Origin of the sequence: Kluyvera sichuanensis, assembly GCF_040930405.1 — a bacterium.
GTDB lineage: Bacteria > Pseudomonadota > Gammaproteobacteria > Enterobacterales > Enterobacteriaceae > Kluyvera > Kluyvera sichuanensis.
In genome coordinates this window covers 3,256,306-3,280,027 of record NZ_CP162271.1, presented here as the reverse complement: position 1 = coordinate 3,280,027, position 23,722 = coordinate 3,256,306, and the positions used below count along the sequence as shown (strand labels likewise).

Annotated in this window: 42 protein-coding genes; 40 read left to right on the top strand and 2 right to left on the bottom strand. The window is 50.9% G+C overall.

Going from position 1 to position 23,722, the window contains the following annotated elements; translation table 11 throughout:
- Position 1 precedes the first annotated feature (1 nt).
- On the top strand, positions 2-202 hold the full coding sequence (locus AB2B48_RS15900) for a YheV family putative zinc ribbon protein (protein WP_035894371.1): 201 nt from the start codon (positions 2-4) through the stop codon (positions 200-202).
- A 96-nt stretch (positions 203-298) separates the two neighbouring features.
- Positions 299-901 (top strand): peptidylprolyl isomerase, encoded by a 603-nt coding sequence (slyD, locus tag AB2B48_RS15895; protein WP_035894370.1) that lies wholly within the window; start codon positions 299-301, stop codon positions 899-901.
- Between the two features lie 63 nt (positions 902-964).
- On the opposite strand, the gene AB2B48_RS15890 is transcribed toward slyD, so the two are convergent.
- Positions 965-1,183, bottom strand: coding sequence for a protein SlyX (locus AB2B48_RS15890; RefSeq protein ID WP_185668957.1), 219 nt, complete (start codon positions 1,181-1,183; stop codon positions 965-967).
- Between the two features lie 222 nt (positions 1,184-1,405).
- Here AB2B48_RS15890 and fkpA point away from each other — a divergent pair, with 222 nt between their 5' ends.
- The 11 genes from fkpA to bfr all read left to right on the top strand — a co-directional run bounded on the left by fkpA (position 1,406) and on the right by bfr (position 9,632).
- The gene (gene fkpA / locus AB2B48_RS15885; RefSeq protein ID WP_185668956.1) at positions 1,406-2,251 is read left to right on the top strand and encodes an FKBP-type peptidyl-prolyl cis-trans isomerase; all 846 of its coding nucleotides are present in this window, start codon (positions 1,406-1,408) and stop codon (positions 2,249-2,251) included.
- A 165-nt stretch (positions 2,252-2,416) separates the two neighbouring features.
- On the top strand, positions 2,417-3,139 hold the full coding sequence (locus tag AB2B48_RS15880; RefSeq protein ID WP_035894367.1) for a helix-turn-helix transcriptional regulator: 723 nt from the start codon (positions 2,417-2,419) through the stop codon (positions 3,137-3,139).
- Entirely contained in the window at positions 3,139-3,525 is a 387-nt protein-coding gene (tusD, locus tag AB2B48_RS15875; protein WP_035894366.1) for a sulfurtransferase complex subunit TusD, read from the top strand. The genes AB2B48_RS15880 and tusD overlap by 1 nt, the downstream gene beginning before the upstream one ends.
- Positions 3,525-3,884 carry a sulfurtransferase complex subunit TusC gene (gene tusC / locus AB2B48_RS15870; RefSeq protein WP_220440262.1) on the top strand — a complete coding sequence of 120 codons (360 nt, stop codon included), beginning with the start codon at positions 3,525-3,527 and terminating at the stop codon, positions 3,882-3,884. Before tusD ends, tusC begins: the two co-directional genes overlap by 1 nt.
- Positions 3,885-3,891: 7 nt before the next feature.
- Positions 3,892-4,179 (top strand): sulfurtransferase complex subunit TusB, encoded by a 288-nt coding sequence (tusB, locus tag AB2B48_RS15865; RefSeq protein WP_368299590.1) that lies wholly within the window; start codon positions 3,892-3,894, stop codon positions 4,177-4,179.
- 124 nt (positions 4,180-4,303) lie between these two features.
- Complete coding sequence (gene rpsL / locus AB2B48_RS15860; RefSeq protein ID WP_000246815.1) at positions 4,304-4,678, top strand: 30S ribosomal protein S12; 375 nt, start codon at positions 4,304-4,306, stop codon at positions 4,676-4,678.
- Between the two features lie 90 nt (positions 4,679-4,768).
- Positions 4,769-5,239 carry a 30S ribosomal protein S7 gene (gene rpsG / locus AB2B48_RS15855; RefSeq protein ID WP_035894363.1) on the top strand — a complete coding sequence of 157 codons (471 nt, stop codon included), beginning with the start codon at positions 4,769-4,771 and terminating at the stop codon, positions 5,237-5,239.
- Positions 5,240-5,335: 96 nt separating this feature from the next.
- Entirely contained in the window at positions 5,336-7,450 is a 2,115-nt protein-coding gene (gene fusA, locus AB2B48_RS15850) for an elongation factor G (protein WP_123650843.1), read from the top strand.
- Positions 7,451-7,519: 69 nt separating this feature from the next.
- A complete protein-coding gene (gene tuf, locus AB2B48_RS15845) occupies positions 7,520-8,704 on the top strand; it encodes an elongation factor Tu (RefSeq protein ID WP_046491013.1) in 1,185 nt (394 codons plus the stop codon).
- A gap of 184 nt (positions 8,705-8,888) precedes the next feature.
- Entirely contained in the window at positions 8,889-9,083 is a 195-nt protein-coding gene (gene bfd / locus AB2B48_RS15840) for a bacterioferritin-associated ferredoxin (RefSeq protein ID WP_035894970.1), read from the top strand.
- A gap of 72 nt (positions 9,084-9,155) precedes the next feature.
- Positions 9,156-9,632, top strand: a complete 477-nt coding sequence (gene bfr, locus AB2B48_RS15835) for a bacterioferritin (protein WP_185668953.1) — start codon at positions 9,156-9,158, stop codon at positions 9,630-9,632.
- Here the strand turns inward: bfr and AB2B48_RS15830 are convergent.
- Positions 9,616-10,089, bottom strand: coding sequence for a prepilin peptidase (locus AB2B48_RS15830; protein ID WP_220440273.1), 474 nt, complete (start codon positions 10,087-10,089; stop codon positions 9,616-9,618). The two genes, bfr and AB2B48_RS15830, sit on opposite strands and share 17 nt — an antisense overlap.
- Positions 10,090-10,468: 379 nt before the next feature.
- Between AB2B48_RS15830 and rpsJ the strand changes: the two genes are divergently transcribed.
- The 27 genes from rpsJ (at position 10,469) to rpoA (ending at position 23,692) form a co-directional block, all read left to right on the top strand.
- On the top strand, positions 10,469-10,780 hold the full coding sequence (gene rpsJ / locus AB2B48_RS15825; protein WP_001181005.1) for a 30S ribosomal protein S10: 312 nt from the start codon (positions 10,469-10,471) through the stop codon (positions 10,778-10,780).
- A 32-nt stretch (positions 10,781-10,812) separates the two neighbouring features.
- Positions 10,813-11,442: a 50S ribosomal protein L3 gene (gene rplC, locus AB2B48_RS15820; RefSeq protein WP_035894971.1), complete on the top strand. Its 630-nt coding sequence runs from the start codon at positions 10,813-10,815 to the stop codon at positions 11,440-11,442.
- Between the two features lie 10 nt (positions 11,443-11,452).
- On the top strand, positions 11,453-12,058 hold the full coding sequence (gene rplD / locus AB2B48_RS15815) for a 50S ribosomal protein L4 (protein ID WP_003031119.1): 606 nt from the start codon (positions 11,453-11,455) through the stop codon (positions 12,056-12,058).
- Positions 12,055-12,357: a 50S ribosomal protein L23 gene (rplW, locus tag AB2B48_RS15810; RefSeq protein ID WP_000617546.1), complete on the top strand. Its 303-nt coding sequence runs from the start codon at positions 12,055-12,057 to the stop codon at positions 12,355-12,357. The genes rplD and rplW overlap by 4 nt, the downstream gene beginning before the upstream one ends.
- Positions 12,358-12,374: 17 nt before the next feature.
- Positions 12,375-13,196 carry a 50S ribosomal protein L2 gene (rplB, locus tag AB2B48_RS15805; protein WP_035894977.1) on the top strand — a complete coding sequence of 274 codons (822 nt, stop codon included), beginning with the start codon at positions 12,375-12,377 and terminating at the stop codon, positions 13,194-13,196.
- 16 nt (positions 13,197-13,212) lie between these two features.
- Positions 13,213-13,491: a 30S ribosomal protein S19 gene (rpsS, locus tag AB2B48_RS15800; RefSeq protein WP_001138117.1), complete on the top strand. Its 279-nt coding sequence runs from the start codon at positions 13,213-13,215 to the stop codon at positions 13,489-13,491.
- A gap of 14 nt (positions 13,492-13,505) precedes the next feature.
- The gene (gene rplV, locus AB2B48_RS15795; RefSeq protein WP_035894978.1) at positions 13,506-13,838 is read left to right on the top strand and encodes a 50S ribosomal protein L22; all 333 of its coding nucleotides are present in this window, start codon (positions 13,506-13,508) and stop codon (positions 13,836-13,838) included.
- 17 nt (positions 13,839-13,855) lie between these two features.
- On the top strand, positions 13,856-14,554 hold the full coding sequence (gene rpsC, locus AB2B48_RS15790) for a 30S ribosomal protein S3 (RefSeq protein ID WP_006817277.1): 699 nt from the start codon (positions 13,856-13,858) through the stop codon (positions 14,552-14,554).
- A gap of 12 nt (positions 14,555-14,566) precedes the next feature.
- Positions 14,567-14,977, top strand: coding sequence for a 50S ribosomal protein L16 (gene rplP, locus AB2B48_RS15785; protein WP_035894979.1), 411 nt, complete (start codon positions 14,567-14,569; stop codon positions 14,975-14,977).
- Positions 14,977-15,168, top strand: a complete 192-nt coding sequence (gene rpmC, locus AB2B48_RS15780; RefSeq protein WP_002919754.1) for a 50S ribosomal protein L29 — start codon at positions 14,977-14,979, stop codon at positions 15,166-15,168. The genes rplP and rpmC overlap by 1 nt, the downstream gene beginning before the upstream one ends.
- Positions 15,168-15,422: a 30S ribosomal protein S17 gene (rpsQ, locus tag AB2B48_RS15775; RefSeq protein WP_185668952.1), complete on the top strand. Its 255-nt coding sequence runs from the start codon at positions 15,168-15,170 to the stop codon at positions 15,420-15,422. The genes rpmC and rpsQ overlap by 1 nt, the downstream gene beginning before the upstream one ends.
- Before the next feature lie 163 nt (positions 15,423-15,585).
- Positions 15,586-15,957, top strand: coding sequence for a 50S ribosomal protein L14 (rplN, locus tag AB2B48_RS15770; protein WP_000613954.1), 372 nt, complete (start codon positions 15,586-15,588; stop codon positions 15,955-15,957).
- Between the two features lie 10 nt (positions 15,958-15,967).
- The gene (rplX, locus tag AB2B48_RS15765) at positions 15,968-16,282 is read left to right on the top strand and encodes a 50S ribosomal protein L24 (protein ID WP_035894981.1); all 315 of its coding nucleotides are present in this window, start codon (positions 15,968-15,970) and stop codon (positions 16,280-16,282) included.
- Positions 16,283-16,296: 14 nt separating this feature from the next.
- Positions 16,297-16,836 carry a 50S ribosomal protein L5 gene (gene rplE, locus AB2B48_RS15760; RefSeq protein ID WP_064541635.1) on the top strand — a complete coding sequence of 180 codons (540 nt, stop codon included), beginning with the start codon at positions 16,297-16,299 and terminating at the stop codon, positions 16,834-16,836.
- Positions 16,837-16,850: 14 nt separating this feature from the next.
- A complete protein-coding gene (gene rpsN / locus AB2B48_RS15755; RefSeq protein WP_035894983.1) occupies positions 16,851-17,156 on the top strand; it encodes a 30S ribosomal protein S14 in 306 nt (101 codons plus the stop codon).
- A 30-nt stretch (positions 17,157-17,186) separates the two neighbouring features.
- Complete coding sequence (gene rpsH, locus AB2B48_RS15750; RefSeq protein WP_003031127.1) at positions 17,187-17,579, top strand: 30S ribosomal protein S8; 393 nt, start codon at positions 17,187-17,189, stop codon at positions 17,577-17,579.
- Positions 17,580-17,591: 12 nt separating this feature from the next.
- On the top strand, positions 17,592-18,125 hold the full coding sequence (rplF, locus tag AB2B48_RS15745; protein ID WP_185668951.1) for a 50S ribosomal protein L6: 534 nt from the start codon (positions 17,592-17,594) through the stop codon (positions 18,123-18,125).
- Between the two features lie 9 nt (positions 18,126-18,134).
- On the top strand, positions 18,135-18,488 hold the full coding sequence (gene rplR / locus AB2B48_RS15740; protein ID WP_000358960.1) for a 50S ribosomal protein L18: 354 nt from the start codon (positions 18,135-18,137) through the stop codon (positions 18,486-18,488).
- 14 nt (positions 18,489-18,502) lie between these two features.
- Complete coding sequence (gene rpsE / locus AB2B48_RS15735; protein ID WP_015962744.1) at positions 18,503-19,006, top strand: 30S ribosomal protein S5; 504 nt, start codon at positions 18,503-18,505, stop codon at positions 19,004-19,006.
- Positions 19,007-19,009: 3 nt separating this feature from the next.
- Positions 19,010-19,189, top strand: a complete 180-nt coding sequence (gene rpmD, locus AB2B48_RS15730; protein ID WP_003863301.1) for a 50S ribosomal protein L30 — start codon at positions 19,010-19,012, stop codon at positions 19,187-19,189.
- 3 nt (positions 19,190-19,192) lie between these two features.
- Complete coding sequence (gene rplO, locus AB2B48_RS15725; protein WP_035894986.1) at positions 19,193-19,627, top strand: 50S ribosomal protein L15; 435 nt, start codon at positions 19,193-19,195, stop codon at positions 19,625-19,627.
- 7 nt (positions 19,628-19,634) lie between these two features.
- Complete coding sequence (gene secY / locus AB2B48_RS15720; protein ID WP_035894987.1) at positions 19,635-20,966, top strand: preprotein translocase subunit SecY; 1,332 nt, start codon at positions 19,635-19,637, stop codon at positions 20,964-20,966.
- 31 nt (positions 20,967-20,997) lie between these two features.
- Positions 20,998-21,114: a 50S ribosomal protein L36 gene (gene rpmJ, locus AB2B48_RS15715; protein ID WP_000868187.1), complete on the top strand. Its 117-nt coding sequence runs from the start codon at positions 20,998-21,000 to the stop codon at positions 21,112-21,114.
- Between the two features lie 146 nt (positions 21,115-21,260).
- On the top strand, positions 21,261-21,617 hold the full coding sequence (gene rpsM / locus AB2B48_RS15710; protein ID WP_013364454.1) for a 30S ribosomal protein S13: 357 nt from the start codon (positions 21,261-21,263) through the stop codon (positions 21,615-21,617).
- Between the two features lie 16 nt (positions 21,618-21,633).
- Complete coding sequence (rpsK, locus tag AB2B48_RS15705; RefSeq protein ID WP_001029758.1) at positions 21,634-22,023, top strand: 30S ribosomal protein S11; 390 nt, start codon at positions 21,634-21,636, stop codon at positions 22,021-22,023.
- 33 nt (positions 22,024-22,056) lie between these two features.
- Positions 22,057-22,677, top strand: a complete 621-nt coding sequence (gene rpsD, locus AB2B48_RS15700) for a 30S ribosomal protein S4 (protein WP_185668950.1) — start codon at positions 22,057-22,059, stop codon at positions 22,675-22,677.
- 25 nt (positions 22,678-22,702) lie between these two features.
- Positions 22,703-23,692 carry a DNA-directed RNA polymerase subunit alpha gene (rpoA, locus tag AB2B48_RS15695; protein WP_002919219.1) on the top strand — a complete coding sequence of 330 codons (990 nt, stop codon included), beginning with the start codon at positions 22,703-22,705 and terminating at the stop codon, positions 23,690-23,692.
- Positions 23,693-23,722: the final 30 nt, after the last annotated feature.

The following is a 23,722-nucleotide window of genomic DNA, read 5'->3' as shown; positions in this document are numbered from 1 at the left end:
TATGGCGGTACGTAAACGTTTTATCGCGGGCGCGAAGTGCCCGTCGTGTCAGGCCCAGGATTCAATGGCGATGTGGCGCGAGAATAATATCGATGTGGTTGAGTGCGTTAAGTGCGGACACCAGATGCGTGAGGCGGATAAAGAAGCCCGCGAACACGTTCGCAAAGAGGAACAAGTGATCGGTATTTTTCATCCGGAGTAGCGATCCGTGCTGTCTTTTTTTAAGCTTATGGGTACACGGGTGTAGAATTCCGCTACAATCTGCGCCACTAAAATATTCCCATGCTCAGGAGATATCATGAAAGTAGCAAAAGACCTGGTGGTCAGCCTGGCCTATCAGGTACGTACAGAAGACGGTGTATTGGTTGATGAGTCTCCGGTAAGTGCACCGCTTGACTACCTGCATGGTCACGGTTCCCTGATCTCCGGCCTGGAAAACGCGCTGGACGGTCACGAAGTTGGTGATAAATTCGACGTTGCTGTTCAAGCTAACGACGCTTACGGTCAGTACGACGAAAACCTGGTGCAGCGCGTTCCTAAAGACGTCTTCATGGGCGTTGACGAACTGCAGGTTGGCATGCGCTTCCTGGCTGAAACTGACCAAGGTCCAGTACCGGTTGAAATCACCGAAGTTGAAGACGACCACGTTGTGGTTGACGGCAACCACATGCTGGCTGGCCAGAACCTGAAGTTCAACGTTGAAGTTGTTGCTATCCGCGAAGCGACCGAAGAAGAACTGGCTCATGGCCACGTTCACGGTGCGAACGGTCACGACCACGATCATGACCACGACCACGACGGTTGCTGCGGCGGTCACGGCCATGACCACGGTCACGACCACGGCGGCGAAGGCTGCTGCGGCGGTGGCGGTAAAGGCCACGGCGGCTGCGGTTGCCACTAATCCCTCTCGTTCTGTAGAACGATGGATACAAAAAAAGCGGGGAATACCCGCTTTTTTTACGCCTCAATAATGAGGTGGTGGCGTCTCTTCAGACGGTGACGCCATGTTTGACGGCTGGCTGGCCTTGAGCTTTTCGGTCAGCAGACGCAGATGCTCGCGCAGCTTCGCCATTTCCATCTCGTGCGCTGTGACCGTCATGTTAAGGTCATCAATGGTGATCTCCTGAAAGGCCAGACGGCTTTCAAGCTCAGCCAGACGCGCTTCGATAGTCGTTTCCTGCATGATGTCCTCTCTACTGTTATCACCGCAATCGCCGCGGATTCTACGCAACTTTGCCCGGCCGCGCAGCCTCTCTTTGCGACGCTGGAAACTAATTTAAACAAAAAGAGTCTGAAAAGAGTCGATATGAGAAGCGTTCATATGTAGATTTCCTCTACAACGTTCTATAGTACGCTTCTCATTTAGTTAACATTGGGGCGAGAGGCCCCGGCCCTGGAGAGATGGATGAAATCACTGTTTAAAGTAACGCTTCTGGCAACCACAATGGCCGTTGCACTGAATGCACCTCTGACCTTCGCAGCTGACGCTGCTGCTAAAGCTGCACCAGCTGCGGACGCGAAAGCGGCTCCGGCAGCAGACAGCAAAGCTGCATTCAAAAATGACGACCAGAAATCTGCCTATGCACTGGGCGCATCGCTGGGTCGTTACATGGAAAACTCTCTGAAAGAACAGGAAAAACTGGGCATCAAACTGGACAAAGACCAGCTGATCGCCGGTGTTCAGGACGCGTTTGCTGATAAGAGCAAACTGTCCGATCAAGAGATCGAACAAACTCTGCAGGCGTTTGAAACTCGCGTGAAGACCTCCGCTCAGGCGAAGATGGAAAAAGACGCCGCTGACAACGAAGCAAAAGGTAAGGCTTTCCGTGACAAGTTCGCTAAAGAGAAAGGCGTGAAAACCTCTTCTACTGGCCTGCTGTACAAAGTAGAGAAAGCGGGTACTGGCGACGCGCCGAAAGACAGTGACACCGTTGTGGTTAACTACAAAGGTACGCTGATCGACGGTAAAGAGTTCGATAACTCTTACACCCGCGGTGAACCTCTCTCCTTCCGTCTGGACGGCGTTATCCCTGGCTGGACCGAAGGTCTGAAAAACATCAAGAAGGGCGGTAAAATCCAGCTGGTTATCCCACCGGATCTGGCTTACGGCAAAACCGGCGTTCCGGGTATCCCGGCTAACTCCACCCTGGTCTTCGATGTTGAACTGTTAGACATCAAACCGGCACCGAAAGCCGAGGCACAGCCAGACGCTGCACCGGCTGACAAAGCGGCCGAAGCCAGCAAAAAATAAGATTGCGAAAGCCGCCGCCCAATGGGCGGCGGCTTTTTATTATCTACAGGATATAATTAATGCTGGAAAGCGCCTTATGCGCTGTATTACTTTAGATGCCCCTAATAGTGATGAGCCTGCCCTGACAACATAACGACAGGCTCCTGAAAAGGAGTGCTTTTTTTCATGTCCAGGTCGCTTTTAACCAACGAAACCAGTGAACTTGATTTACTGGATCAACGTCCTTTCGATCAAACTGACTTCGATATTCTAAAATCCTACGAAGCGGTTGTGGACGGGTTGGCGATGCTCATTGGTTCCCACTGCGAAATCGTGTTGCATTCACTTCAGGATCTAAAATGCTCGGCAATACGCATCGCGAACGGCGAACATACCGGGCGTAAAATCGGTTCTCCGATTACCGATCTCGCGCTGCGGATGCTGCATGATATGACCGGGGCAGATAGCAGCGTTTCCAAATGCTATTTTACTCGCGCCAAAAGCGGCGTACTGATGAAGTCCGTTACCATCGCCATCCGTAACCGTGACCATCGGGTTATCGGCTTACTGTGCATCAACATGAACCTCGATGTCCCGTTCTCGCAAATCATGAACACCTTTATTCCGCCGGAAACGCCGGAAGTCGGTTCTGCGGTTAACTTCGCTTCCTCCGTTGAGGACCTGGTGACCCAGACGCTGGAGTTCACTATCGAAGAGGTGAATGCCGATCGCAACGTTTCCAATAACGCCAAGAATCGCCAGATCGTGCTCAATCTTTATGAAAAAGGCATCTTTGACATCAAGGATGCGATTAACCAGGTTGCCGATCGCCTGAACATCTCCAAACACACCGTCTATCTCTACATCCGCCAGTTCAAGAGCGGTGATTTCCTGGGGCAAGATAAGTAATGCGTTTTGCCCTGATGGTGACCGGCCCCGCGTATGGCACCCAGCAGGCGAGCAGCGCGCTGCAGTTTGCGAAAGCTGCACTGGCGGAGGGGCACGAGATAGCCTGCGTATTTTTCTATCGGGAAGGGGTCTATAACGCCAATCAGCTGACCTCGCCCGCCAGCGATGAATTCGATTTGGTCCGCGCCTGGCAATCATTGCATGACGAAAATGGCGTGGCGTTGCATATCTGCGTGGCCGCCGCGCTGCGCCGTGGCGTGACCGATGAAACCGAGGCTCGACAGCTTGGTCTGCCGACGTTTAATCTCCAGCCCGGCTTTTCGCTGAGCGGACTAGGCTCGCTGGCCGAAGCTGCGCTAACCTGCGATCGAATGGTACAGTTCTGATGAAACGAGTTGCGTTTGTTTTTTCCTCCGCCCCGCACGGCAGCAGTGCCGGCAGGGAAGGGCTGGATGCATTACTGGCGACATCAGCCCTGAGCGAAGACCTCGGCGTGTTTTTTGTGGGCGACGGGGTGTTTCAGTTACTCAGTCAGCAGCAGCCGGGCGTTATTCTCGCTCGCGACTACATTGCGACCTTTAAGCTGCTCTCGCTCTACGATATCGAAAATTGCTGGATCTGCGCGGCATCCCTGCGCGAACGCGGCCTGACGACAGAGACGACGTTTGTCACCGACGTCGAGCCGCTGGAAGCGGATGCCCTGCGCCATCGCCTTAACGACTACGATGTGATCCTGCACTTCTGAGGCCCTTATGCTGCATACGCTACGCACCTCACCCTGGCATGCCGACATTAGCGGAATGACCCGCCTGATGGACGACGGTGATGATCTGCTATTGATCGCCGATGGCGTGCTGGCAGCGGTTGAAAACGGCCGCTTCCTTGAAATTCTCCGCGCGGCCCCCATATCCATCTACGTGTTGAATGAAGATGTGCAAGCGCGCGGTCTTTGTGCTCAAATTTCGAGCGATGTCATCATGGTCAGCTATACTGACTTCGTCAGGTTAACGGTAAAACACGCCTCTCAGATCGCCTGGTAGCATCTTTGCCGTTGTATATTTCTTGACACCCTTTCGGCATGGCCCTAAAATTTCGCGTCCTCATATTATATGAGGCGATTTATTACGTGTTTACGAAGCAAAAGCTAAAACCAGGAGCTATTTAATGGCAACAGTTAACCAGCTGGTTCGCAAACCACGTGCTCGCAAAGTTGCAAAAAGCAACGTGCCAGCGCTGGAAGCCTGCCCGCAGAAACGTGGTGTATGTACCCGTGTATATACCACCACTCCTAAGAAACCAAACTCCGCACTGCGTAAAGTATGCCGTGTGCGTTTGACTAACGGTTTTGAAGTTACCTCCTACATCGGTGGTGAAGGTCACAACCTGCAGGAACACTCCGTGATCCTGATCCGTGGCGGTCGTGTAAAAGACCTTCCGGGTGTTCGTTACCACACCGTTCGTGGTGCGCTTGACTGCTCCGGCGTTAAAGACCGTAAGCAAGCTCGCTCCAAGTATGGCGTGAAGCGTCCTAAGGCTTAATGGTTCTCCGTTAAGTAAGGCCAAACGTTTTATATTAATGTCAAACTCTTTGAGTTTTGGACAATCCTGAATTAACAACGGAGTATTTCCATGCCACGTCGTCGCGTCATTGGTCAGCGTAAAATCCTGCCAGATCCTAAGTTCGGATCAGAACTGCTGGCTAAATTTGTCAACATTCTGATGGTAGATGGTAAAAAATCTACTGCAGAATCAATCGTATACAGCGCGCTGGAGACCCTGGCTCAGCGTTCTGGTAAAAATGAACTGGAAGCATTCGAAGTTGCGCTCGAAAACGTGCGCCCAACTGTCGAAGTTAAGTCCCGCCGCGTAGGTGGTTCTACTTATCAGGTTCCAGTTGAAGTTCGTCCGGTCCGTCGTAATGCTCTGGCAATGCGTTGGATCGTAGAAGCTGCTCGTAAACGCGGTGATAAATCCATGGCTCTGCGCCTGGCGAACGAACTTTCTGACGCTGCAGACAACAAAGGTACTGCAGTTAAGAAACGTGAAGACGTTCACCGTATGGCAGAAGCCAACAAGGCGTTCGCACACTACCGTTGGTAATCCCTTCGGAGTATTAGTCACCAGGCGGGCGCTTCAGCGAAGCTGCCCGCTTTGGGTTACTTAACTGAACGCCTAAAAAGATAAACGAGGAATCAAATGGCTCGTACAACACCCATCGCACGCTACCGTAACATCGGTATCAGTGCGCACATCGACGCCGGTAAAACCACTACTACCGAACGTATTCTGTTCTACACCGGTGTAAACCACAAAATCGGTGAAGTTCACGACGGCGCCGCTACCATGGACTGGATGGAGCAGGAGCAGGAACGTGGTATTACCATCACTTCCGCAGCGACTACTGCATTCTGGTCTGGTATGGCTAAGCAGTATGAACCGCACCGCGTAAACATCATCGACACCCCAGGGCACGTTGACTTCACCATCGAAGTAGAACGTTCCATGCGTGTTCTTGACGGTGCGGTAATGGTTTACTGCGCAGTTGGTGGTGTTCAGCCACAGTCTGAAACCGTATGGCGTCAGGCTAACAAATACAAAGTTCCACGTATCGCGTTCGTTAACAAAATGGACCGTATGGGTGCGAACTTCCTGAAAGTTGTTGGTCAGATCAAAACCCGTCTGGGCGCGAACCCTGTTCCGCTGCAGCTGGCAATTGGTGCTGAAGAAGGTTTCACCGGTGTTGTTGACCTGGTGAAAATGAAAGCCATCAACTGGAACGAAGAAGACGCAGGCGTTACCTTCACTTATGAAGATATCCCAGCAGACATGCAGGACCTGGCTGACGAATGGCACCAGAACCTGATCGAGTCCGCTGCAGAAGCTTCAGAAGAGCTGATGGAGAAATACCTGGGTGGTGAAGAACTGACTGAAGAAGAGATCAAAAAAGCTCTGCGTCAGCGCGTTCTGAACAACGAAATCATCCTGGTAACCTGTGGTTCTGCGTTCAAGAACAAAGGTGTTCAGGCGATGCTGGATGCGGTAATTGATTACCTGCCATCCCCAATCGACGTACCTGCGATCAACGGTATCCTTGACGACGGTAAAGACACTCCGGCAGAACGTCACGCAAGCGACGATGAGCCGTTCTCTGCACTGGCGTTCAAAATTGCTACCGACCCGTTTGTTGGTAACTTGACCTTCTTCCGTGTGTATTCCGGTGTGGTTAACTCTGGTGATACCGTACTGAACTCCGTGAAAACTGCACGTGAGCGTTTCGGCCGTATCGTACAGATGCACGCTAACAAACGTGAAGAGATCAAAGAAGTTCGCGCGGGCGACATCGCTGCTGCAATCGGTCTGAAAGACGTAACTACCGGTGACACTCTGTGTGACCCAGATGCGCCTATCATTCTGGAACGTATGGAATTCCCAGAGCCGGTAATCTCCATCGCAGTAGAACCAAAAACCAAAGCTGACCAGGAAAAAATGGGTCTGGCTCTGGGCCGTCTGGCTAAAGAAGACCCATCATTCCGCGTATGGACTGATGAAGAATCTAACCAGACCATTATCGCCGGTATGGGTGAACTGCACCTCGACATCATCGTTGACCGCATGAAGCGTGAATTCAACGTTGAAGCGAACGTCGGTAAACCTCAGGTTGCTTACCGCGAAGCGATTCGCGCGAAAGTTACCGATATCGAAGGTAAGCACGCTAAGCAGTCTGGTGGTCGCGGTCAGTACGGTCATGTTGTTATCGACATGTACCCACTGGAGCCGGGTTCTAACCCGAAAGGCTACGAATTCATCAACGACATCAAGGGTGGTGTAATCCCTGGCGAATACATCCCTGCCGTTGATAAAGGTATCCAGGAACAGCTGAAATCTGGCCCGCTGGCTGGTTACCCGGTTGTTGACATGGGTGTTCGTCTGCACTTCGGTTCTTACCATGACGTTGACTCCTCTGAACTGGCGTTTAAACTGGCAGCTTCTCTGGCGTTTAAAGACGGCTTTAAGAAAGCGAAACCAGTTCTGCTTGAGCCTATCATGAAGGTTGAAGTAGAGACTCCTGAAGAGAACACTGGTGACGTTATCGGTGACTTGAGCCGCCGTCGTGGTATGCTCAAAGGTCAGGAATCCAACGTTACTGGCGTTGTGATCCACGCTGAAGTTCCGCTGTCCGAAATGTTCGGTTATGCAACTCAGCTGCGTTCACTGACCAAAGGCCGTGCTTCTTACTCCATGGAGTTCCTGAAGTACGACGATGCGCCGAACAACGTTGCTCAGGCCGTTATTGAAGCCCGTGGTAAATAATCCACAGGATTAAAACCTAAGTCCCGTGCTCTCTCCAAAGGGGAGAGCACTATAGTAAGGAATATAGCCGTGTCTAAAGAAAAATTTGAACGTACAAAACCGCACGTTAACGTCGGCACCATCGGCCACGTTGACCACGGTAAAACTACCCTGACTGCTGCAATCACTACCGTACTGGCTAAAACCTACGGCGGTGCTGCTCGTGCTTTCGACCAGATCGATAACGCACCAGAAGAAAAAGCTCGTGGTATCACCATCAACACTTCCCACGTTGAATATGACACCCCGACTCGCCACTACGCACACGTAGACTGCCCAGGCCACGCCGACTATGTTAAAAACATGATCACCGGTGCTGCGCAGATGGACGGCGCGATCCTGGTTGTTGCTGCGACTGATGGCCCTATGCCACAGACTCGTGAGCACATCCTGCTGGGTCGTCAGGTAGGCGTTCCTTACATCATCGTGTTCCTGAACAAATGCGACATGGTTGATGACGAAGAGCTGCTGGAACTGGTTGAAATGGAAGTTCGTGAACTTCTGTCCCAGTACGACTTCCCAGGTGATGATACCCCAATCATCCGTGGTTCTGCTCTGAAAGCGCTGGAAGGCGAAGCAGAGTGGGAAGCGAAAATCATCGAACTGGCTGGCTTCCTGGATTCTTACATCCCAGAACCAGAACGTGCTATCGACAAGCCGTTCCTGCTGCCAATCGAAGACGTATTCTCCATCTCCGGTCGTGGTACCGTTGTTACCGGTCGTGTAGAGCGCGGTATCATCAAAGTTGGTGAAGAAGTTGAAATCGTTGGTATCAAAGAGACTGCTAAGTCTACCTGTACCGGCGTTGAAATGTTCCGCAAACTGCTGGACGAAGGCCGTGCTGGTGAGAACGTTGGTGTTCTGCTGCGTGGTATCAAACGTGAAGAAATCGAACGTGGTCAGGTTCTGGCTAAGCCAGGCTCTATCAAGCCGCACACCAAGTTCGAATCTGAAGTGTACATTCTGTCCAAAGACGAAGGCGGCCGTCATACTCCGTTCTTCAAAGGCTACCGTCCACAGTTCTACTTCCGTACTACTGACGTGACCGGTACCATCGAACTGCCAGAAGGCGTTGAGATGGTAATGCCAGGCGACAACATCAAGATGGTTGTGACTCTGATCCACCCAATCGCGATGGACGATGGCCTGCGTTTCGCAATCCGTGAAGGCGGTCGTACTGTAGGTGCGGGCGTTGTTGCTAAAGTAATGAGCTAATTATTGATTAATTAGTTTTGCACTTGAAAAGGGCACTTCGGTGCCCTTTTTGCTTTTTGTTATTTATCCCCGCAATATTTTTCGCACGATTTGATCCCTTATTTCACGCGACTTCTCGCGTCTGGCTATTGTAATCATAATTATTCTCACTTACACTTTGTTCAGAAATTGAACGGGAGTGGTTATGTACGTTTGTTTGTGCAATGGCGTCAGCGATAAAAAAATTCGCCAGGCAGTACGCCAGTTTCATCCGCAGTCTTTCCAGCAATTAAGAAAATGCATTCCTATTGGAAATCAATGCGGTAAATGCGTTCGTGCTGCACGTGAGGTGATGGAAGACGAATTAATGCAAATGCCAGAGTTCAAAGAGATTGCCTGAGCCCGGATTTCTTTTTTGACATCCCGGTAGGCCGTTCTACGCTTCAATAAGTGGAAGCGGAGGGTCTATATAATGAAAGGTGATGTTAAGATAATAAATTATCTCAATAAATTATTGGGAAACGAGCTTGTCGCAATCAACCAATACTTTCTCCATGCGAGAATGTTCAAAAACTGGGGCCTGATGCGCCTCAACGATATTGAATACCACGAATCCATCGATGAAATGAAACACGCCGATCAGTACATTGAGCGTATTCTGTTTCTTGAAGGGATCCCTAATCTACAAGACCTTGGCAAGCTGCATATCGGCGAAGATGTCGAAGAGATGCTGCAGTCCGACTTAAAGCTTGAACTGGACGGCGCGAAGGATCTGCGTGAAGCCATTGCCTATGCTGATAGCGTACATGACTACGTCAGCCGTGATATGTTGATTACCATCCTCACCGAGGAAGAACATCACATTGACTGGCTGGAGACCGAACTGGATCTGATCGGCAAAATTGGTTTGCAGAACTACCTGCAGTCGCAGATTAAGGTTGAAGGTTAAAAGCAGACAAGCCAGCCATAATAAAACCCGCCGCCCCCAGAAATGGTCCAAAAGGCAGCGGGTTTTTTATATTCTCCGCCTGATGCAGCCACAGTGCCTTCCCCACGATAAAGGCACACGCCAGCAACGTAGCCACCAACACGAGCAGCGGTAGAGATTGCCAGCCGTGCCAGGCGCCGAGTGCCGCCACATACTTTACGTCACCATACCCTAAGCCTTCACAGCGTCGCAGTGCGCGGTATCCCCAGTAAAAGAGAGCCATCGCGCAATAGCCTGCAATCGCTCCCCATAGTGCCTCGTTACTCCTTGTTGGATTCAGACAGAGCTGACTTAGTAACCCTCCCCAAAGCAAAGGGCAGGTAAAGCTGTTACGCAATAACCCGGCGCGGAAGTCTTGCCAGCACAGGATGATGTTGAGTACGGCATAGAGAAGATAGAAGGGGAGGGCCGGAAGCATCATTATTGGTTTCCATAAGAGGTCATGCCGACAGTGTGCGAGGCGAAGAGAGGGGCGGCAACGGCCGATGCGCGTTTTCACGAAGGGCTATCCAGACTCATACCCATCGTTGCAGTTTGTTCACCGATTCTGCTAGCCGCCTTCCAGGCTTTACTGACTAATTTATAAACGCGGCTTGCTTAGTATGGGTATACGTGTATAATGCGCGGGCTTGTCTAATATAGACAGCGGTTCAATATGAACCACCGGTACTGCGTAAGCGATACCAGACAATGTTCCCAATTGGGGAACTCTGTAAGAACGGTTACACTCTCCCATCAATCGTAATGGGTTTGAGGAGTAACTATTTCGTCTATAAAATAATTGGAGCTCTGGTCTCATGCAGAACCAAAGAATCCGTATCCGCCTGAAAGCGTTTGATCATCGTCTGATCGATCAATCAACCGCGGAAATCGTCGAGACTGCTAAGCGCACTGGTGCGCAAGTCCGTGGTCCGATCCCGCTGCCGACCCGCAAAGAGCGCTTTACCGTTCTGATCTCCCCGCACGTCAACAAAGACGCGCGTGATCAGTACGAAATTCGCACTCACAAGCGTCTGGTTGACATCGTTGAGCCAACTGAAAAAACCGTTGATGCTCTGATGCGTCTGGACCTGGCTGCCGGTGTAGACGTGCAGATCAGCCTGGGTTAATCAGGTCATCGAGCGATTGAGAGGTTGATACAATGATTGGTTTAGTCGGTAAAAAAGTGGGTATGACCCGCATCTTCACTGAAGATGGCGTTTCTATCCCAGTAACCGTTATCGAAGTTGAAGCAAACCGCGTTACTCAGATCAAAGATCTGGCTAACGATGGCTATCGCGCTGTTCAGGTTACCACTGGTGCTAAAAAAGCTAACCGTGTAACCAAGCCGGAAGCTGGTCACTTCGCTAAAGCTGGCGTAGAAGCTGGCCGCGGCCTGTGGGAGTTCCGTCTGGCAGATGGTGAAGAATACACCGTTGGTCAGGACATTAGCGTTGAACTGTTTGCTGACGTTAAAAAAGTTGACGTAACCGGTACCTCTAAAGGTAAAGGTTTCGCTGGTACCGTTAAGCGCTGGAACTTCCGTACCCAAGACGCTACTCACGGTAACTCCTTGTCTCACCGCGTTCCGGGTTCTATCGGTCAGAACCAGACTCCGGGCAAAGTGTTCAAAGGCAAGAAAATGGCAGGTCAGATGGGTAACGAACGTGTCACCGTTCAGAGCCTTGACGTAGTACGCGTTGACGCTGAGCGCAACCTGCTGCTGGTTAAAGGTGGTGTTCCGGGTGCGACCGGTTGCGACCTGATCGTTAAACCAGCTGTGAAGGCGTAAGGGGATAGCAATGGAATTAGTATTGAAAGACGCGCAGAGCGCGCTGACTGTTTCCGAAACTACCTTCGGTCGTGATTTCAACGAAGCGCTGGTTCACCAGGTTGTTGTTGCTTATGCAGCTGGTGCTCGTCAGGGTACTCGTGCTCAGAAGACTCGTGCTGAAGTAACTGGTTCAGGCAAAAAGCCATGGCGCCAGAAAGGTACCGGCCGTGCGCGTTCAGGTTCTATCAAGAGCCCGATCTGGCGTTCAGGTGGCGTGACCTTCGCTGCTCGTCCACAGGACCACAGTCAAAAAGTTAACAAAAAGATGTACCGCGGCGCGCTGAAAAGCATCCTGTCCGAACTGGTACGTCAGGATCGTCTGATCGTTGTCGAATCATTCTCTGTTGAAGCGCCTAAAACTAAGCTGCTGGCACAGAAACTGAAAGACATGGCTCTGGAAGATGTGCTGATCATCACCGGTGAGCTGGACGAAAACCTGTTCCTGGCTGCGCGCAACCTGCACAAGGTTGACGTACGCGATGCAACTGGTATCGACCCGGTTAGCCTGATCGCCTTCGACAAAGTCGTAATGACTGCTGATGCTGTTAAGCAAGTTGAGGAGATGCTGGCATGATTCGTGAAGAACGTCTGCTGAAGGTGCTGCGCGCACCGCACGTTTCTGAAAAAGCGTCTACTGCGATGGAAAAAACCAATACCATCGTTCTCAAAGTTGCCAAAGACGCGACCAAAGCAGAAATCAAAGCTGCTGTGCAGAAACTGTTTGAAGTCGAAGTCGAAGTCGTTAACACCCTGGTAGTTAAAGGGAAAGTTAAACGTCACGGACAGCGTATCGGTCGTCGTAGCGACTGGAAAAAAGCTTACGTCACCCTGAAGGAAGGCCAGAATCTGGACTTCGTCGGCGGCGCTGAGTAAGTCGGAGGAGTAATACAATGGCAGTTGTTAAATGTAAACCGACATCTCCGGGTCGTCGCCACGTCGTTAAAGTGGTCAACCCAGAGCTGCACAAGGGCAAACCTTTTGCTCCGCTGGTTGAAAAAAACAGCAAATCCGGTGGTCGTAACAACAATGGCCGCATCACCACTCGTCACATCGGTGGTGGTCACAAGCAGGCTTACCGTATTGTTGACTTCAAACGCAACAAAGACGGTATCCCGGCAATTGTTGAACGTCTTGAGTACGATCCGAACCGCTCCGCGAACATCGCGCTGGTTCTGTACAAAGACGGCGAACGTCGTTACATCCTGGCCCCTAAAGGCCTGAAAGCTGGCGACCAGATTCAGTCTGGCGTTGATGCTGCAATCAAAGCAGGTAACACCCTGCCGATGCGCAATATCCCGGTTGGTTCTACCGTTCATAACGTAGAAATGAAACCAGGTAAAGGCGGTCAGCTGGCACGTTCCGCTGGTACTTACGTTCAGATCGTTGCTCGCGATGGTGCTTATGTCACCCTGCGTCTGCGTTCTGGTGAAATGCGTAAAGTCGAAGCAGAATGCCGTGCAACTCTGGGCGAAGTTGGCAATGCTGAGCATATGCTGCGCGTTCTGGGTAAAGCAGGTGCTGCACGCTGGCGTGGTGTTCGTCCTACCGTTCGCGGTACCGCGATGAACCCAGTCGACCACCCACATGGTGGTGGTGAAGGTCGTAACTTTGGTAAGCACCCGGTATCCCCGTGGGGCCTGCAGACCAAAGGTAAGAAGACCCGCAGCAACAAGCGTACTGATAAATTCATCGTACGTCGCCGTAGCAAATAATTTTAGAGGATAAGCCATGCCACGTTCTCTCAAGAAAGGTCCTTTTATTGACCTGCACTTGCTGAAGAAGGTAGAGAAAGCGGTGGAAAGCGGAGACAAGAAGCCCCTGCGCACTTGGTCCCGTCGTTCAACGATCTTTCCTAACATGATCGGTTTGACCATCGCTGTCCATAATGGTCGTCAGCACGTTCCGGTATTTGTAACCGACGAAATGGTTGGTCACAAACTGGGTGAATTCGCACCGACTCGTACTTATCGCGGCCACGCTGCTGATAAAAAAGCGAAGAAGAAATAAGGTAGGAGGAAGAGATGGAAACTTTAGCTCAACATCGCCATGCTCGTTCTTCTGCTCAGAAGGTTCGCCTTGTTGCTGACCTGATTCGCGGTAAGAAAGTGTCGCAGGCGCTGGAAATTCTGACCTACACCAATAAGAAAGCGGCTGTACTGGTCAAGAAAGTTCTGGAATCTGCCATTGCTAACGCTGAACACAACGATGGCGCTGACATTGATGATCTGAAAGTTACGAAAATTTTCGTAGACGAAGGCCCAAGCATGAAGCGCATTATGCCGCGTGCTAAAGGTCGTGCAGATCGCATCCTGAAGCGCACCAGCCACATCACTGTGGTTGTGTCCGATCGCTGAGACTCTGGAGACTAGCAATGGGTCAGAAAGTACATCCTAATGGTATTCGCCTGGGTATTGTAAAACCATGGAACTCTACTTGGTTTGCGAACACCAAAGAATTCGCTGACAACCTGGACAGCGATTTTAAAGTACGTCAGTACCTGACTAAGGAACTGGCTAAGGCGTCCGTATCTCGTATCGTTATCGAGCGTCCGGCTAAGAGCATCCGTGTGACCATTCACACTGCTCGCCCGGGCATCGTTATCGGTAAGAAAGGCGAAGACGTAGAAAAACTGCGCAAGGTCGTAGCGGATATCGCTGGCGTTCCTGCACAGATCAATATCGCTGAAGTTCGTAAGCCTGAACTGGACGCTAAATTGGTTGCTGACAGCATCACTTCACAGCTGGAACGTCGCGTTATGTTCCGTCGTGCTATGAAGCGTGCTGTACAGAACGCAATGCGTCTGGGCGCGAAGGGTATTAAAGTTGAAGTTAGCGGCCGTCTGGGCGGCGCGGAAATCGCACGTACCGAATGGTACCGCGAAGGTCGCGTACCTCTGCACACTCTGCGTGCTGACATCGACTACAACACCTCTGAAGCGCACACCACTTACGGTGTAATCGGCGTTAAGGTATGGATCTTCAAAGGTGAGATCCTGGGTGGTATGGCTGCTGTTGAACAACCGGAACCGGCTGCTCAACCTAAAAAGCAGCAGCGTAAAGGCCGTAAATAAGGAGCGTCGCTGATGTTACAACCAAAGCGTACAAAATTCCGTAAAGTGCACAAAGGCCGTAACCGCGGTCTGGCGCAGGGTACGGATGTTAGCTTCGGCAGCTTCGGCCTGAAAGCTGTTGGCCGTGGTCGTCTGACTGCACGTCAGATCGAAGCAGCACGTCGTGCAATGACCCGTGCAGTTAAGCGTCAAGGTAAGATCTGGATCCGTGTATTCCCGGACAAACCGATCACCGAGAAACCGCTGGCAGTGCGTATGGGTAAAGGTAAAGGTAACGTGGAGTATTGGGTTGCCTTGATCCAGCCGGGTAAAGTCCTGTATGAAATGGACGGTGTCCCGGAAGAGCTGGCCCGTGAAGCATTCGGCCTCGCTGCAGCGAAACTGCCGATCAAAACCACCTTTGTAACTAAGACGGTGATGTAATGAAAGCAAAAGAGCTGCGTGAAAAAAGCGTTGAAGAGCTGAACGCTGAGCTGCTGAACCTGCTGCGTGAGCAGTTCAACCTGCGCATGCAGGCTGCCAGTGGCCAGCTGCAACAGACTCACCTGCTGAAGCAGGTTCGTCGTGATGTTGCACGCGTTAAGACTTTACTGACTCAGAAGGCGGGTGCGTAATGACCGATAAAATCCGTACTCTGCAAGGTCGCGTAGTTAGCGCAAAAATGGAGAAATCCATTGTTGTTGCTATCGAACGTATGGTGAAACACCCGGTATACGGCAAATTCATCAAACGTACGACCAAACTGCACGTACATGACGAGAACAACGAATGTGGTATCGGCGACAAGGTTGAAATCCGTGAATGCCGTCCACTGTCCAAGACTAAGTCCTGGACGCTGGTTCGCGTTGTAGAGAAAGCGGTTCTGTAATACAGTACTCGTTCTCGATACGAATAAACGGCTCAGCGATGAGCCGTTTATTTTTTCTACCCTTATCGTTGAAGCGGTGTTATAATGCCGCGCCCTCGATATGGGGCTTTTTAACGACCTGAATTCGGGTCTCAGTAGTAGTTGACATTAGCGGAGCACTAAAATGATCCAAGAACAGACTATGCTGAACGTCGCCGACAACTCCGGTGCACGTCGCGTAATGTGTATCAAGGTTCTGGGTGGCTCGCACCGTCGCTACGCAGGCGTAGGCGACATCATCAAGATCACCATCAAGGAAGCAATTCCACGTGGTAAGGTCAAAAAAGGTGATGTGCTGAAGGCGGTAGTGGTGCGCACCAAGAAGGGTGTTCGTCGCCCGGACGGTTCTGTCATTCGCTTCGATGGTAATGCATGCGTTATTTTAAACAATAACAGCGAGCAACCTATCGGTACGCGTATTTTTGGGCCGGTAACTCGTGAACTTCGTAACGAGAAGTTCATGAAAATTATCTCTCTGGCACCAGAAGTACTCTAAGGAGCGAATCATGGCAGCGAAAATCCGTCGTGATGACGAAGTTATCGTGTTAACCGGTAAAGATAAAGGTAAACGCGGTAAAGTTAAGAATGTCTTGTCTTCCGGCAAGGTTATCGTTGAAGGTATCAACCTGGTTAAGAAACACCAGAAGCCGGTTCCGGCTCTGAACCAACCAGGCGGCATTGTAGAGAAAGAAGCAGCTATTCAGATCTCTAACATTGCACTGTTCAACGCGGCTACCGGCAAGGCTGACCGTGTAGGCTTTAGATTCGAAGACGGCAAAAAAGTCCGTTTCTTCAAGTCTAACAGCGAAACTATCAAGTAATTTGGAGTAGTACGATGGCGAAACTGCATGATTACTACAAAGACGAAGTAGTCGCTAAACTCATGTCTGAGTTTAACTACAATTCTGTCATGCAAGTCCCTCGGGTCGAGAAGATCACCCTGAACATGGGTGTTGGTGAAGCGATCGCTGACAAGAAACTGCTGGATAACGCAGCAGCTGATCTGACAGCAATCTCCGGTCAAAAGCCGTTGATCACCAAAGCACGCAAATCAGTTGCAGGCTTCAAAATCCGTCAGGGCTATCCGATCGGCTGTAAAGTAACTCTGCGTGGCGAACGCATGTGGGAGTTCTTTGAGCGCCTGATCACTATTGCTGTACCACGTATCCGTGACTTCCGTGGCTTGTCCGCTAAGTCATTCGACGGCCGTGGTAACTACAGCATGGGTGTCCGTGAGCAGATCATCTTCCCAGAAATCGACTACGATAAAGTCGACCGCGTACGTGGTTTGGATATTACCATCACCACTACTGCGAAATCTGACGAAGAAGGCCGTGCTCTGCTGGCTGCCTTTGACTTCCCGTTCCGCAAGTAAGGTAGGGTTACTGAATGGCTAAGCAATCAATGAAAGCACGCGAAGTAAAGCGCGTAGCTTTAGCTGATAAATTCTTCGCTAAACGCGCTGAACTCAAAGCTATCATCTCTGATGTGAACGCAACCGACGAAGATCGTTGGAATGCTGTTCTGAAGCTGCAGTCTCTGCCGCGTGATTCCAGCCCGTCTCGTCAGCGTAAACGCTGCCGTCAAACTGGTCGTCCGCATGGCTATGTGGGCAAGTTCGGGTTGAGCCGTATCAAGCTTCGTGAAGCCGCTATGCGCGGTGAAGTACCAGGCTTGAAAAAGGCTAGCTGGTAATTACCAATTGAATCACGGGAGTAAAGACAGATGAGCATGCAAGATCCGATCGCGGATATGCTGACCCGTATCCGTAACGGTCAGGCCGCGAATAAAGCTGCGGTCACCATGCCTTCCTCCAAGCTGAAAGTGGCAATTGCCAACGTGCTGAAGGAAGAAGGTTTTATTGAAGATTTTAAAGTTGAAGGCGACACCAAGCCGGAACTGGAACTTACTCTTAAGTATTTCCAGGGTAAAGCTGTTGTAGAAAGCATTCAGCGTGTTAGTCGCCCAGGTCTGCGTATTTATAAGCGCAAAGACGAGCTGCCAAAAGTTATGGCTGGCATGGGTATCGCGGTTGTTTCTACCTCTAAAGGTGTTATGACTGATCGTGCAGCGCGCCAGGCTGGTCTTGGTGGCGAAATTATCTGCTACGTAGCCTAATCGGAGGAAAAAATGTCTCGTGTTGCTAAAGCACCGGTCGTTGTTCCTGCCGGCGTTGATGTAAAAATCAACGGTCAGGTTATTACGATCAAAGGTAAGAACGGCGAGCTGACTCGTACTCTCAACGATGCTGTTGAAGTTAAACAGGCAGATAATGCCCTGACCTTCGGTCCACGTGATGGTTACGTAGACGGCTGGGCTCAGGCTGGTACCGCGCGTGCCCTGCTGAACTCAATGGTTATCGGTGTTACCGAAGGCTTCACTAAAAAGCTTCAGCTGGTTGGTGTAGGTTATCGTGCAGCGATCAAAGGGAATGCAGTAAGCCTGTCTTTAGGCTTCTCTCACCCTGTTGAGCATCAGCTGCCTGCAGGTATTACTGCTGAATGTCCGACTCAAACTGAAATCGTGCTGAAAGGCGCTGATAAGCAGGTGATCGGTCAGGTAGCAGCTGATCTGCGCGCCTACCGTCGTCCTGAGCCTTATAAAGGCAAGGGTGTTCGTTACGCCGACGAAGTCGTGCGTACCAAAGAGGCTAAGAAGAAGTAAGGTAACACTATGGATAAGAAATCTGCTCGTATCCGTCGTGCGACCCGCGCACGCCGCAAGCTCCAGGAGCTGGGTGCAACTCGCCTGGTGGTACATCGTACCCCGCGTCATATTTACGCACAGGTCATTGCACCAAACGGTTCCGAAGTTCTGGTAGCTGCTTCTACTGTAGAAAAAGCTATCGCTGAACAACTGAAGTACACCGGTAACAAAGACGCTGCAGCAGCTGTGGGTAAAGCTGTCGCTGAACGCGCTCTGGAAAAAGGCATCAAAGATGTGTCCTTTGACCGTTCCGGGTTCCAATATCATGGTCGCGTCCAGGCACTGGCAGATGCTGCCCGTGAAGCTGGCCTTCAGTTCTAAGGTAGAGGTGTAAGATGGCTCACATCGAAAAACAAGCTGGCGAACTGCAGGAAAAGCTGATCGCGGTAAACCGCGTATCTAAAACCGTTAAAGGTGGTCGTATTTTCTCCTTCACAGCTCTGACTGTAGTTGGTGATGGTAACGGTCGCGTTGGTTTTGGTTACGGTAAAGCGCGTGAAGTTCCAGCAGCGATCCAGAAAGCGATGGAAAAAGCCCGTCGCAATATGATTAACGTCGCGCTGAATACCGGCACCCTGCAGCACCCAGTTAAGGGTACTCACACGGGTTCTCGTGTATTCATGCAGCCGGCTTCTGAAGGTACCGGTATCATCGCCGGTGGTGCAATGCGCGCCGTCCTGGAAGTCGCTGGGGTTCGTAACGTTCTGGCTAAAGCGTATGGTTCCACCAACCCGATTAACGTGGTTCGTGCAACTATCGACGGTCTGGAAAATATGAAATCTCCGGAAATGGTCGCTGCCAAGCGTGGTAAATCCGTTGAAGAAATTCTGGGGAAATAAACCATGGCAAAGACTATTAAAATTACTCAAACCCGCAGTGCAATCGGTCGTCTGCCGAAACACAAGGCAACGCTGCTTGGCCTGGGTCTGCGTCGTATTGGTCACACCGTAGAACGCGAGGATACTCCTGCTGTTCGTGGTATGGTCAACGCGGTTTACTTCATGGTTAAAGTTGAGGAGTAAGAGATGCGTTTAAATACTCTGTCTCCGGCCGAAGGCTCTAAAAAGGCGGGTCGCCGTCTGGGTCGTGGTATCGGTTCTGGCCTCGGCAAAACCGGCGGTCGTGGTCACAAAGGTCAGAAGTCTCGTTCTGGCGGTGGCGTACGTCGTGGTTTCGAGGGTGGCCAGATGCCACTGTACCGTCGTCTGCCGAAGTTCGGCTTCACTTCTCGCAAATCAGCGATTACAGCGGAAGTCCGTCTGTCTGACCTGGCGAAAGTGGAAGGCGGTATTGTTGACCTGAACACGCTGAAAGCAGCTAACATTATCGGTATTCAGATCGAGTTCGCGAAAGTGATCCTGTCTGGTGAGGTTTCTACCCCGGTAACTGTTCGTGGCCTGCGTGTTACTAAAGGCGCTCGTGCTGCTATCGAAGCTGCTGGCGGTAAAATCGAGGAATAAGTAGCAGATGGCTAAACAACCGGGATTAGATTTTCAAAGTGCCAAAGGTGGCTTAGGCGAGCTGAAACGCAGACTGTTGTTTGTAATCGGTGCGCTTATTGTGTTCCGTATTGGCTCTTTTATTCCGATCCCTGGTATTGATGCCGCTGTACTTGCCAAACTGCTTGAGCAACAGCGAGGCACCATCATTGAAATGTTCAACATGTTCTCTGGTGGTGCTCTCAGCCGTGCTTCTATCTTTGCCCTGGGTATCATGCCGTATATTTCGGCATCGATTATTATCCAGCTGCTGACGGTGGTTCATCCAACGCTGGCAGAAATCAAGAAAGAAGGGGAGTCTGGTCGTCGTAAGATCAGCCAGTACACCCGTTACGGCACTCTGGTGCTGGCAATATTCCAGTCAATCGGTATTGCTACCGGTTTACCGAATATGCCTGGTATGCAGGGCCTGGTAATCAATCCAGGCTTTGCATTCTATTTCACCGCTGTTGTGAGTCTGGTTACAGGGACTATGTTCCTGATGTGGCTCGGCGAACAGATTACTGAGCGTGGTATCGGCAACGGTATCTCAATCATTATCTTCGCTGGTATCGTTGCGGGACTCCCGCCAGCCATTGCCCATACTATCGAGCAAGCGCGTCAAGGCGACCTGCACTTCCTCCTGTTGCTGTTGGTTGCAGTATTAGTGTTTGCAGTGACGTTCTTTGTTGTATTTGTTGAACGTGGTCAACGCCGCATTGTGGTAAACTACGCGAAACGTCAGCAAGGTCGTCGTGTCTATGCTGCACAGAGCACACATTTACCGCTGAAAGTGAATATGGCCGGGGTAATCCCAGCAATCTTCGCTTCCAGTATTATTCTGTTCCCTGCGACCATCGCGTCATGGTTCGGGGGCGGTACCGGTTGGAACTGGCTGACAACAATTTCGCTGTATTTGCAGCCTGGGCAACCGCTTTATGTGTTACTCTATGCGTCTGCAATCATCTTCTTCTGTTTCTTCTACACGGCGTTGGTCTTCAACCCGCGTGAAACAGCAGATAACCTGAAGAAGTCCGGTGCATTTGTACCAGGAATTCGTCCGGGAGAGCAAACGGCGAAGTATATCGATAAAGTAATGACTCGCCTGACTCTCGTTGGTGCGTTGTATATTACTTTTATCTGCCTGATCCCGGAGTTCATGCGTGATGCAATGAAAGTGCCGTTCTACTTCGGTGGGACATCGCTACTGATCGTTGTTGTCGTGATTATGGACTTTATGGCTCAAGTGCAAACTCTGATGATGTCAAGTCAGTACGAGTCTGCATTGAAGAAGGCGAACCTCAAAGGCTATAGCCGCTAAAAGGTCGCCCGAGAAGTTACGGAGAGTAAAAATGAAAGTTCGTGCTTCCGTCAAGAAATTATGCCGTAACTGCAAAATCGTTAAGCGTGATGGTGTCATCCGTGTGATTTGCAGCGCCGAGCCGAAGCATAAACAGCGCCAAGGCTGATTTATTCGCATATTTTTCTTGCAAAGTTGGGTTGAGCTGGCTAGATTAGCCAGCCAATCTTTTGTATGTCTGTACGTTTCCATTTGAGTATCCTGAAAACGGGCTTTTCAGCATGGTGCGTACATATTAAATAGTAGGAGTGCATAGTGGCCCGTATAGCAGGCATTAACATTCCTGATCAGAAACATGCTGTGATCGCGTTAACCTCGATCTATGGCGTCGGCAAGACCCGTTCTAAAGCCATCCTGGCTGCTGCGGGTATCGCTGAAAATGTTAAGATCAGTGAGCTGTCTGAAGGACAAATCGACACGCTGCGTGACGAAGTTGCCAAATTTGTCGTTGAAGGTGATCTGCGCCGTGAAATTAGCATGAGCATCAAGCGCCTGATGGATCTTGGTTGCTATCGCGGTTTGCGTCATCGTCGTGGTCTCCCGGTTCGCGGCCAGCGTACCAAGACCAACGCACGTACCCGTAAGGGTCCGCGCAAACCGATCAAGAAATAATCGGGGTGATTGAATAATGGCAAAGGCACCAGTTCGTGCACGTAAGCGTGTAAGAAAACAAGTCTCTGATGGCGTGGCTCATATCCATGCTTCTTTTAACAACACCATCGTAACTATTACCGATCGTCAGGGTAATGCGCTGGGTTGGGCAACAGCCGGTGGTTCCGGTTTCCGTGGTTCGCGTAAATCCACTCCGTTTGCAGCTCAGGTTGCAGCAGAGCGTTGCGCTGACGCCGTTAAAGAATACGGCATCAAGAATCTGGAAGTTATGGTTAAAGGTCCGGGTCCAGGCCGCGAATCTACTATTCGTGCTCTGAACGCCGCTGGTTTCCGCATCACTAATATTACTGATGTGACTCCGATCCCTCATAACGGTTGTCGTCCGCCGAAGAAACGTCGCGTATAACGCTTCGTTTTCCAGGTTTGTTGGAGAAAGAAAATGGCAAGATATTTGGGTCCTAAGCTCAAGCTGAGCCGTCGTGAGGGCACCGACTTATTCCTTAAGTCTGGCGTTCGCGCGATCGATACCAAGTGTAAAATTGAACAAGCTCCTGGCCAGCACGGTGCGCGTAAACCGCGTCTGTCTGACTATGGTGTGCAGTTGCGTGAAAAGCAAAAAGTTCGTCGTACCTACGGCGTGCTGGAGCGTCAGTTCCGTAACTATTACAAAGAAGCAGCACGTCTGAAAGGCAACACCGGTGAAAACCTGTTGGCTCTGCTGGAAGGTCGTCTGGACAACGTAGTATACCGTATGGGCTTTGGCGCCACTCGTGCAGAAGCACGTCAGCTGGTTAGCCATAAAGCAGTCATGGTAAACGGTCGTGTTGTTAACATCGCTTCTTATCAGGTTAAAGCGAATGACGTTGTTAGCATCCGTGAGAAAGCGAAAAAGCAATCTCGCGTTAAAGCCGCTCTGGAGCTGGCTGAACAGCGTGAAAAGCCAACCTGGCTGGAAGTTGATGCTGGCAAGATGGAAGGCACGTTCAAGCGTCAGCCTGAGCGTTCTGATCTGTCTGCGGACATTAACGAACACCTGATCGTCGAGCTTTACTCCAAGTAAAGCTTAGTACCAAAGAGAGGACACAATGCAGGGTTCTGTGACAGAGTTTCTAAAACCGCGCCTGGTAGATATCGAGCAAGTGAGTTCGACGCACGCCAAGGTGACCCTTGAGCCTTTAGAGCGTGGCTTTGGCCATACTCTGGGTAACGCACTGCGCCGTATTCTGCTCTCATCGATGCCGGGTTGCGCGGTGACCGAGGTTGAGATTGATGGTGTACTTCATGAGTACAGCACCAAAGAAGGCGTTCAGGAAGATATCCTTGAAATCCTGCTCAACCTGAAAGGGCTGGCGGTGAGAGTTCAGGGTAAAGATGAAGTTATTCTTACCTTGAATAAATCTGGCATTGGCCCTGTGACCGCAGCCGATATCACCCATGATGGTGATGTCGAAATCGTCAAGCCGCAGCACGTGATCTGCCACCTGACCGATGAGAACGCAGCTATCAGCATGCGTATCAAAGTTCAGCGCGGTCGCGGTTATGTGCCGGCTTCTGCCCGAATTCATTCGGAAGAAGATGAGCGCCCGATCGGCCGTCTGTTGGTCGACGCATGCTACAGCCCTGTAGAGCGTATTGCCTACAATGTTGAAGCAGCGCGTGTAGAACAGCGTACCGACCTGGACAAGCTGGTCATCGAAATGGAAACCAACGGCACAATCGATCCTGAAGAGGCGATTCGTCGTGCGGCAACCATCCTGGCAGAACAACTGGAAGCTTTCGTTGACTTACGTGATGTACGTCAGCCGGAAGTGAAAGAAGAGAAACCAGAATTCGATCCGATCCTGCTGCGCCCTGTTGACGATCTGGAATTGACTGTCCGCTCTGCTAACTGCCTCAAGGCAGAAGCTATCCACTATATCGGTGATCTGGTACAGCGTACCGAGGTTGAGCTTCTTAAGACGCCTAACCTGGGTAAAAAATCTCTTACCGAGATTAAAGACGTGCTGGCCTCACGTGGTCTTTCTCTGGGCATGCGCCTGGAAAATTGGCCGCCGGCAAGCATTGCTGACGAGTAACCGGATCACAGGTTAAGGTTTTACTGAGAA

Bases quoted from the DNA above. Each gene is read 5' to 3' on its own strand.
- rpoA (WP_002919219.1), top strand. From the start codon at position 22,703: ATGCAGGGTTCTGTGACAGAGTTTCTAAAACCGCGCCTGGTAGATATC.
- AB2B48_RS15890 (WP_185668957.1), bottom strand. From the start codon at position 1,183: ATGCAGGAAACGACTATCGAAGCGCGTCTGGCTGAGCTTGAAAGCCGT.
- rplO (WP_035894986.1), top strand. From the start codon at position 19,193: ATGCGTTTAAATACTCTGTCTCCGGCCGAAGGCTCTAAAAAGGCGGGT.
- fkpA (WP_185668956.1), top strand. From the start codon at position 1,406: ATGAAATCACTGTTTAAAGTAACGCTTCTGGCAACCACAATGGCCGTT.
- rpmD (WP_003863301.1), top strand. From the start codon at position 19,010: ATGGCAAAGACTATTAAAATTACTCAAACCCGCAGTGCAATCGGTCGT.
- rplF (WP_185668951.1), top strand. From the start codon at position 17,592: ATGTCTCGTGTTGCTAAAGCACCGGTCGTTGTTCCTGCCGGCGTTGAT.
- rplC (WP_035894971.1), top strand. From the start codon at position 10,813: ATGATTGGTTTAGTCGGTAAAAAAGTGGGTATGACCCGCATCTTCACT.
- slyD (WP_035894370.1), top strand. From the start codon at position 299: ATGAAAGTAGCAAAAGACCTGGTGGTCAGCCTGGCCTATCAGGTACGT.
- rpsD (WP_185668950.1), top strand. From the start codon at position 22,057: ATGGCAAGATATTTGGGTCCTAAGCTCAAGCTGAGCCGTCGTGAGGGC.
- rplP (WP_035894979.1), top strand. From the start codon at position 14,567: ATGTTACAACCAAAGCGTACAAAATTCCGTAAAGTGCACAAAGGCCGT.
- rpmC (WP_002919754.1), top strand. From the start codon at position 14,977: ATGAAAGCAAAAGAGCTGCGTGAAAAAAGCGTTGAAGAGCTGAACGCT.
- rplB (WP_035894977.1), top strand. From the start codon at position 12,375: ATGGCAGTTGTTAAATGTAAACCGACATCTCCGGGTCGTCGCCACGTC.
- rpsC (WP_006817277.1), top strand. From the start codon at position 13,856: ATGGGTCAGAAAGTACATCCTAATGGTATTCGCCTGGGTATTGTAAAA.
- rplD (WP_003031119.1), top strand. From the start codon at position 11,453: ATGGAATTAGTATTGAAAGACGCGCAGAGCGCGCTGACTGTTTCCGAA.
- tusD (WP_035894366.1), top strand. From the start codon at position 3,139: ATGCGTTTTGCCCTGATGGTGACCGGCCCCGCGTATGGCACCCAGCAG.
- rpsS (WP_001138117.1), top strand. From the start codon at position 13,213: ATGCCACGTTCTCTCAAGAAAGGTCCTTTTATTGACCTGCACTTGCTG.
- rplN (WP_000613954.1), top strand. From the start codon at position 15,586: ATGATCCAAGAACAGACTATGCTGAACGTCGCCGACAACTCCGGTGCA.
- rplW (WP_000617546.1), top strand. From the start codon at position 12,055: ATGATTCGTGAAGAACGTCTGCTGAAGGTGCTGCGCGCACCGCACGTT.
- rplV (WP_035894978.1), top strand. From the start codon at position 13,506: ATGGAAACTTTAGCTCAACATCGCCATGCTCGTTCTTCTGCTCAGAAG.
- rplX (WP_035894981.1), top strand. From the start codon at position 15,968: ATGGCAGCGAAAATCCGTCGTGATGACGAAGTTATCGTGTTAACCGGT.
- rpsJ (WP_001181005.1), top strand. From the start codon at position 10,469: ATGCAGAACCAAAGAATCCGTATCCGCCTGAAAGCGTTTGATCATCGT.
- fusA (WP_123650843.1), top strand. From the start codon at position 5,336: ATGGCTCGTACAACACCCATCGCACGCTACCGTAACATCGGTATCAGT.
- rpsQ (WP_185668952.1), top strand. From the start codon at position 15,168: ATGACCGATAAAATCCGTACTCTGCAAGGTCGCGTAGTTAGCGCAAAA.
- rplE (WP_064541635.1), top strand. From the start codon at position 16,297: ATGGCGAAACTGCATGATTACTACAAAGACGAAGTAGTCGCTAAACTC.
- bfd (WP_035894970.1), top strand. From the start codon at position 8,889: ATGTACGTTTGTTTGTGCAATGGCGTCAGCGATAAAAAAATTCGCCAG.
- tusB (WP_368299590.1), top strand. From the start codon at position 3,892: ATGCTGCATACGCTACGCACCTCACCCTGGCATGCCGACATTAGCGGA.
- rplR (WP_000358960.1), top strand. From the start codon at position 18,135: ATGGATAAGAAATCTGCTCGTATCCGTCGTGCGACCCGCGCACGCCGC.
- rpmJ (WP_000868187.1), top strand. From the start codon at position 20,998: ATGAAAGTTCGTGCTTCCGTCAAGAAATTATGCCGTAACTGCAAAATC.
- rpsH (WP_003031127.1), top strand. From the start codon at position 17,187: ATGAGCATGCAAGATCCGATCGCGGATATGCTGACCCGTATCCGTAAC.
- secY (WP_035894987.1), top strand. From the start codon at position 19,635: ATGGCTAAACAACCGGGATTAGATTTTCAAAGTGCCAAAGGTGGCTTA.
- AB2B48_RS15900 (WP_035894371.1), top strand. From the start codon at position 2: ATGGCGGTACGTAAACGTTTTATCGCGGGCGCGAAGTGCCCGTCGTGT.
- rpsK (WP_001029758.1), top strand. From the start codon at position 21,634: ATGGCAAAGGCACCAGTTCGTGCACGTAAGCGTGTAAGAAAACAAGTC.
- rpsN (WP_035894983.1), top strand. From the start codon at position 16,851: ATGGCTAAGCAATCAATGAAAGCACGCGAAGTAAAGCGCGTAGCTTTA.
- AB2B48_RS15830 (WP_220440273.1), bottom strand. From the start codon at position 10,089: ATGCTTCCGGCCCTCCCCTTCTATCTTCTCTATGCCGTACTCAACATC.
- rpsE (WP_015962744.1), top strand. From the start codon at position 18,503: ATGGCTCACATCGAAAAACAAGCTGGCGAACTGCAGGAAAAGCTGATC.
- tusC (WP_220440262.1), top strand. From the start codon at position 3,525: ATGAAACGAGTTGCGTTTGTTTTTTCCTCCGCCCCGCACGGCAGCAGT.
- AB2B48_RS15880 (WP_035894367.1), top strand. From the start codon at position 2,417: ATGTCCAGGTCGCTTTTAACCAACGAAACCAGTGAACTTGATTTACTG.
- bfr (WP_185668953.1), top strand. From the start codon at position 9,156: ATGAAAGGTGATGTTAAGATAATAAATTATCTCAATAAATTATTGGGA.
- rpsL (WP_000246815.1), top strand. From the start codon at position 4,304: ATGGCAACAGTTAACCAGCTGGTTCGCAAACCACGTGCTCGCAAAGTT.
- rpsG (WP_035894363.1), top strand. From the start codon at position 4,769: ATGCCACGTCGTCGCGTCATTGGTCAGCGTAAAATCCTGCCAGATCCT.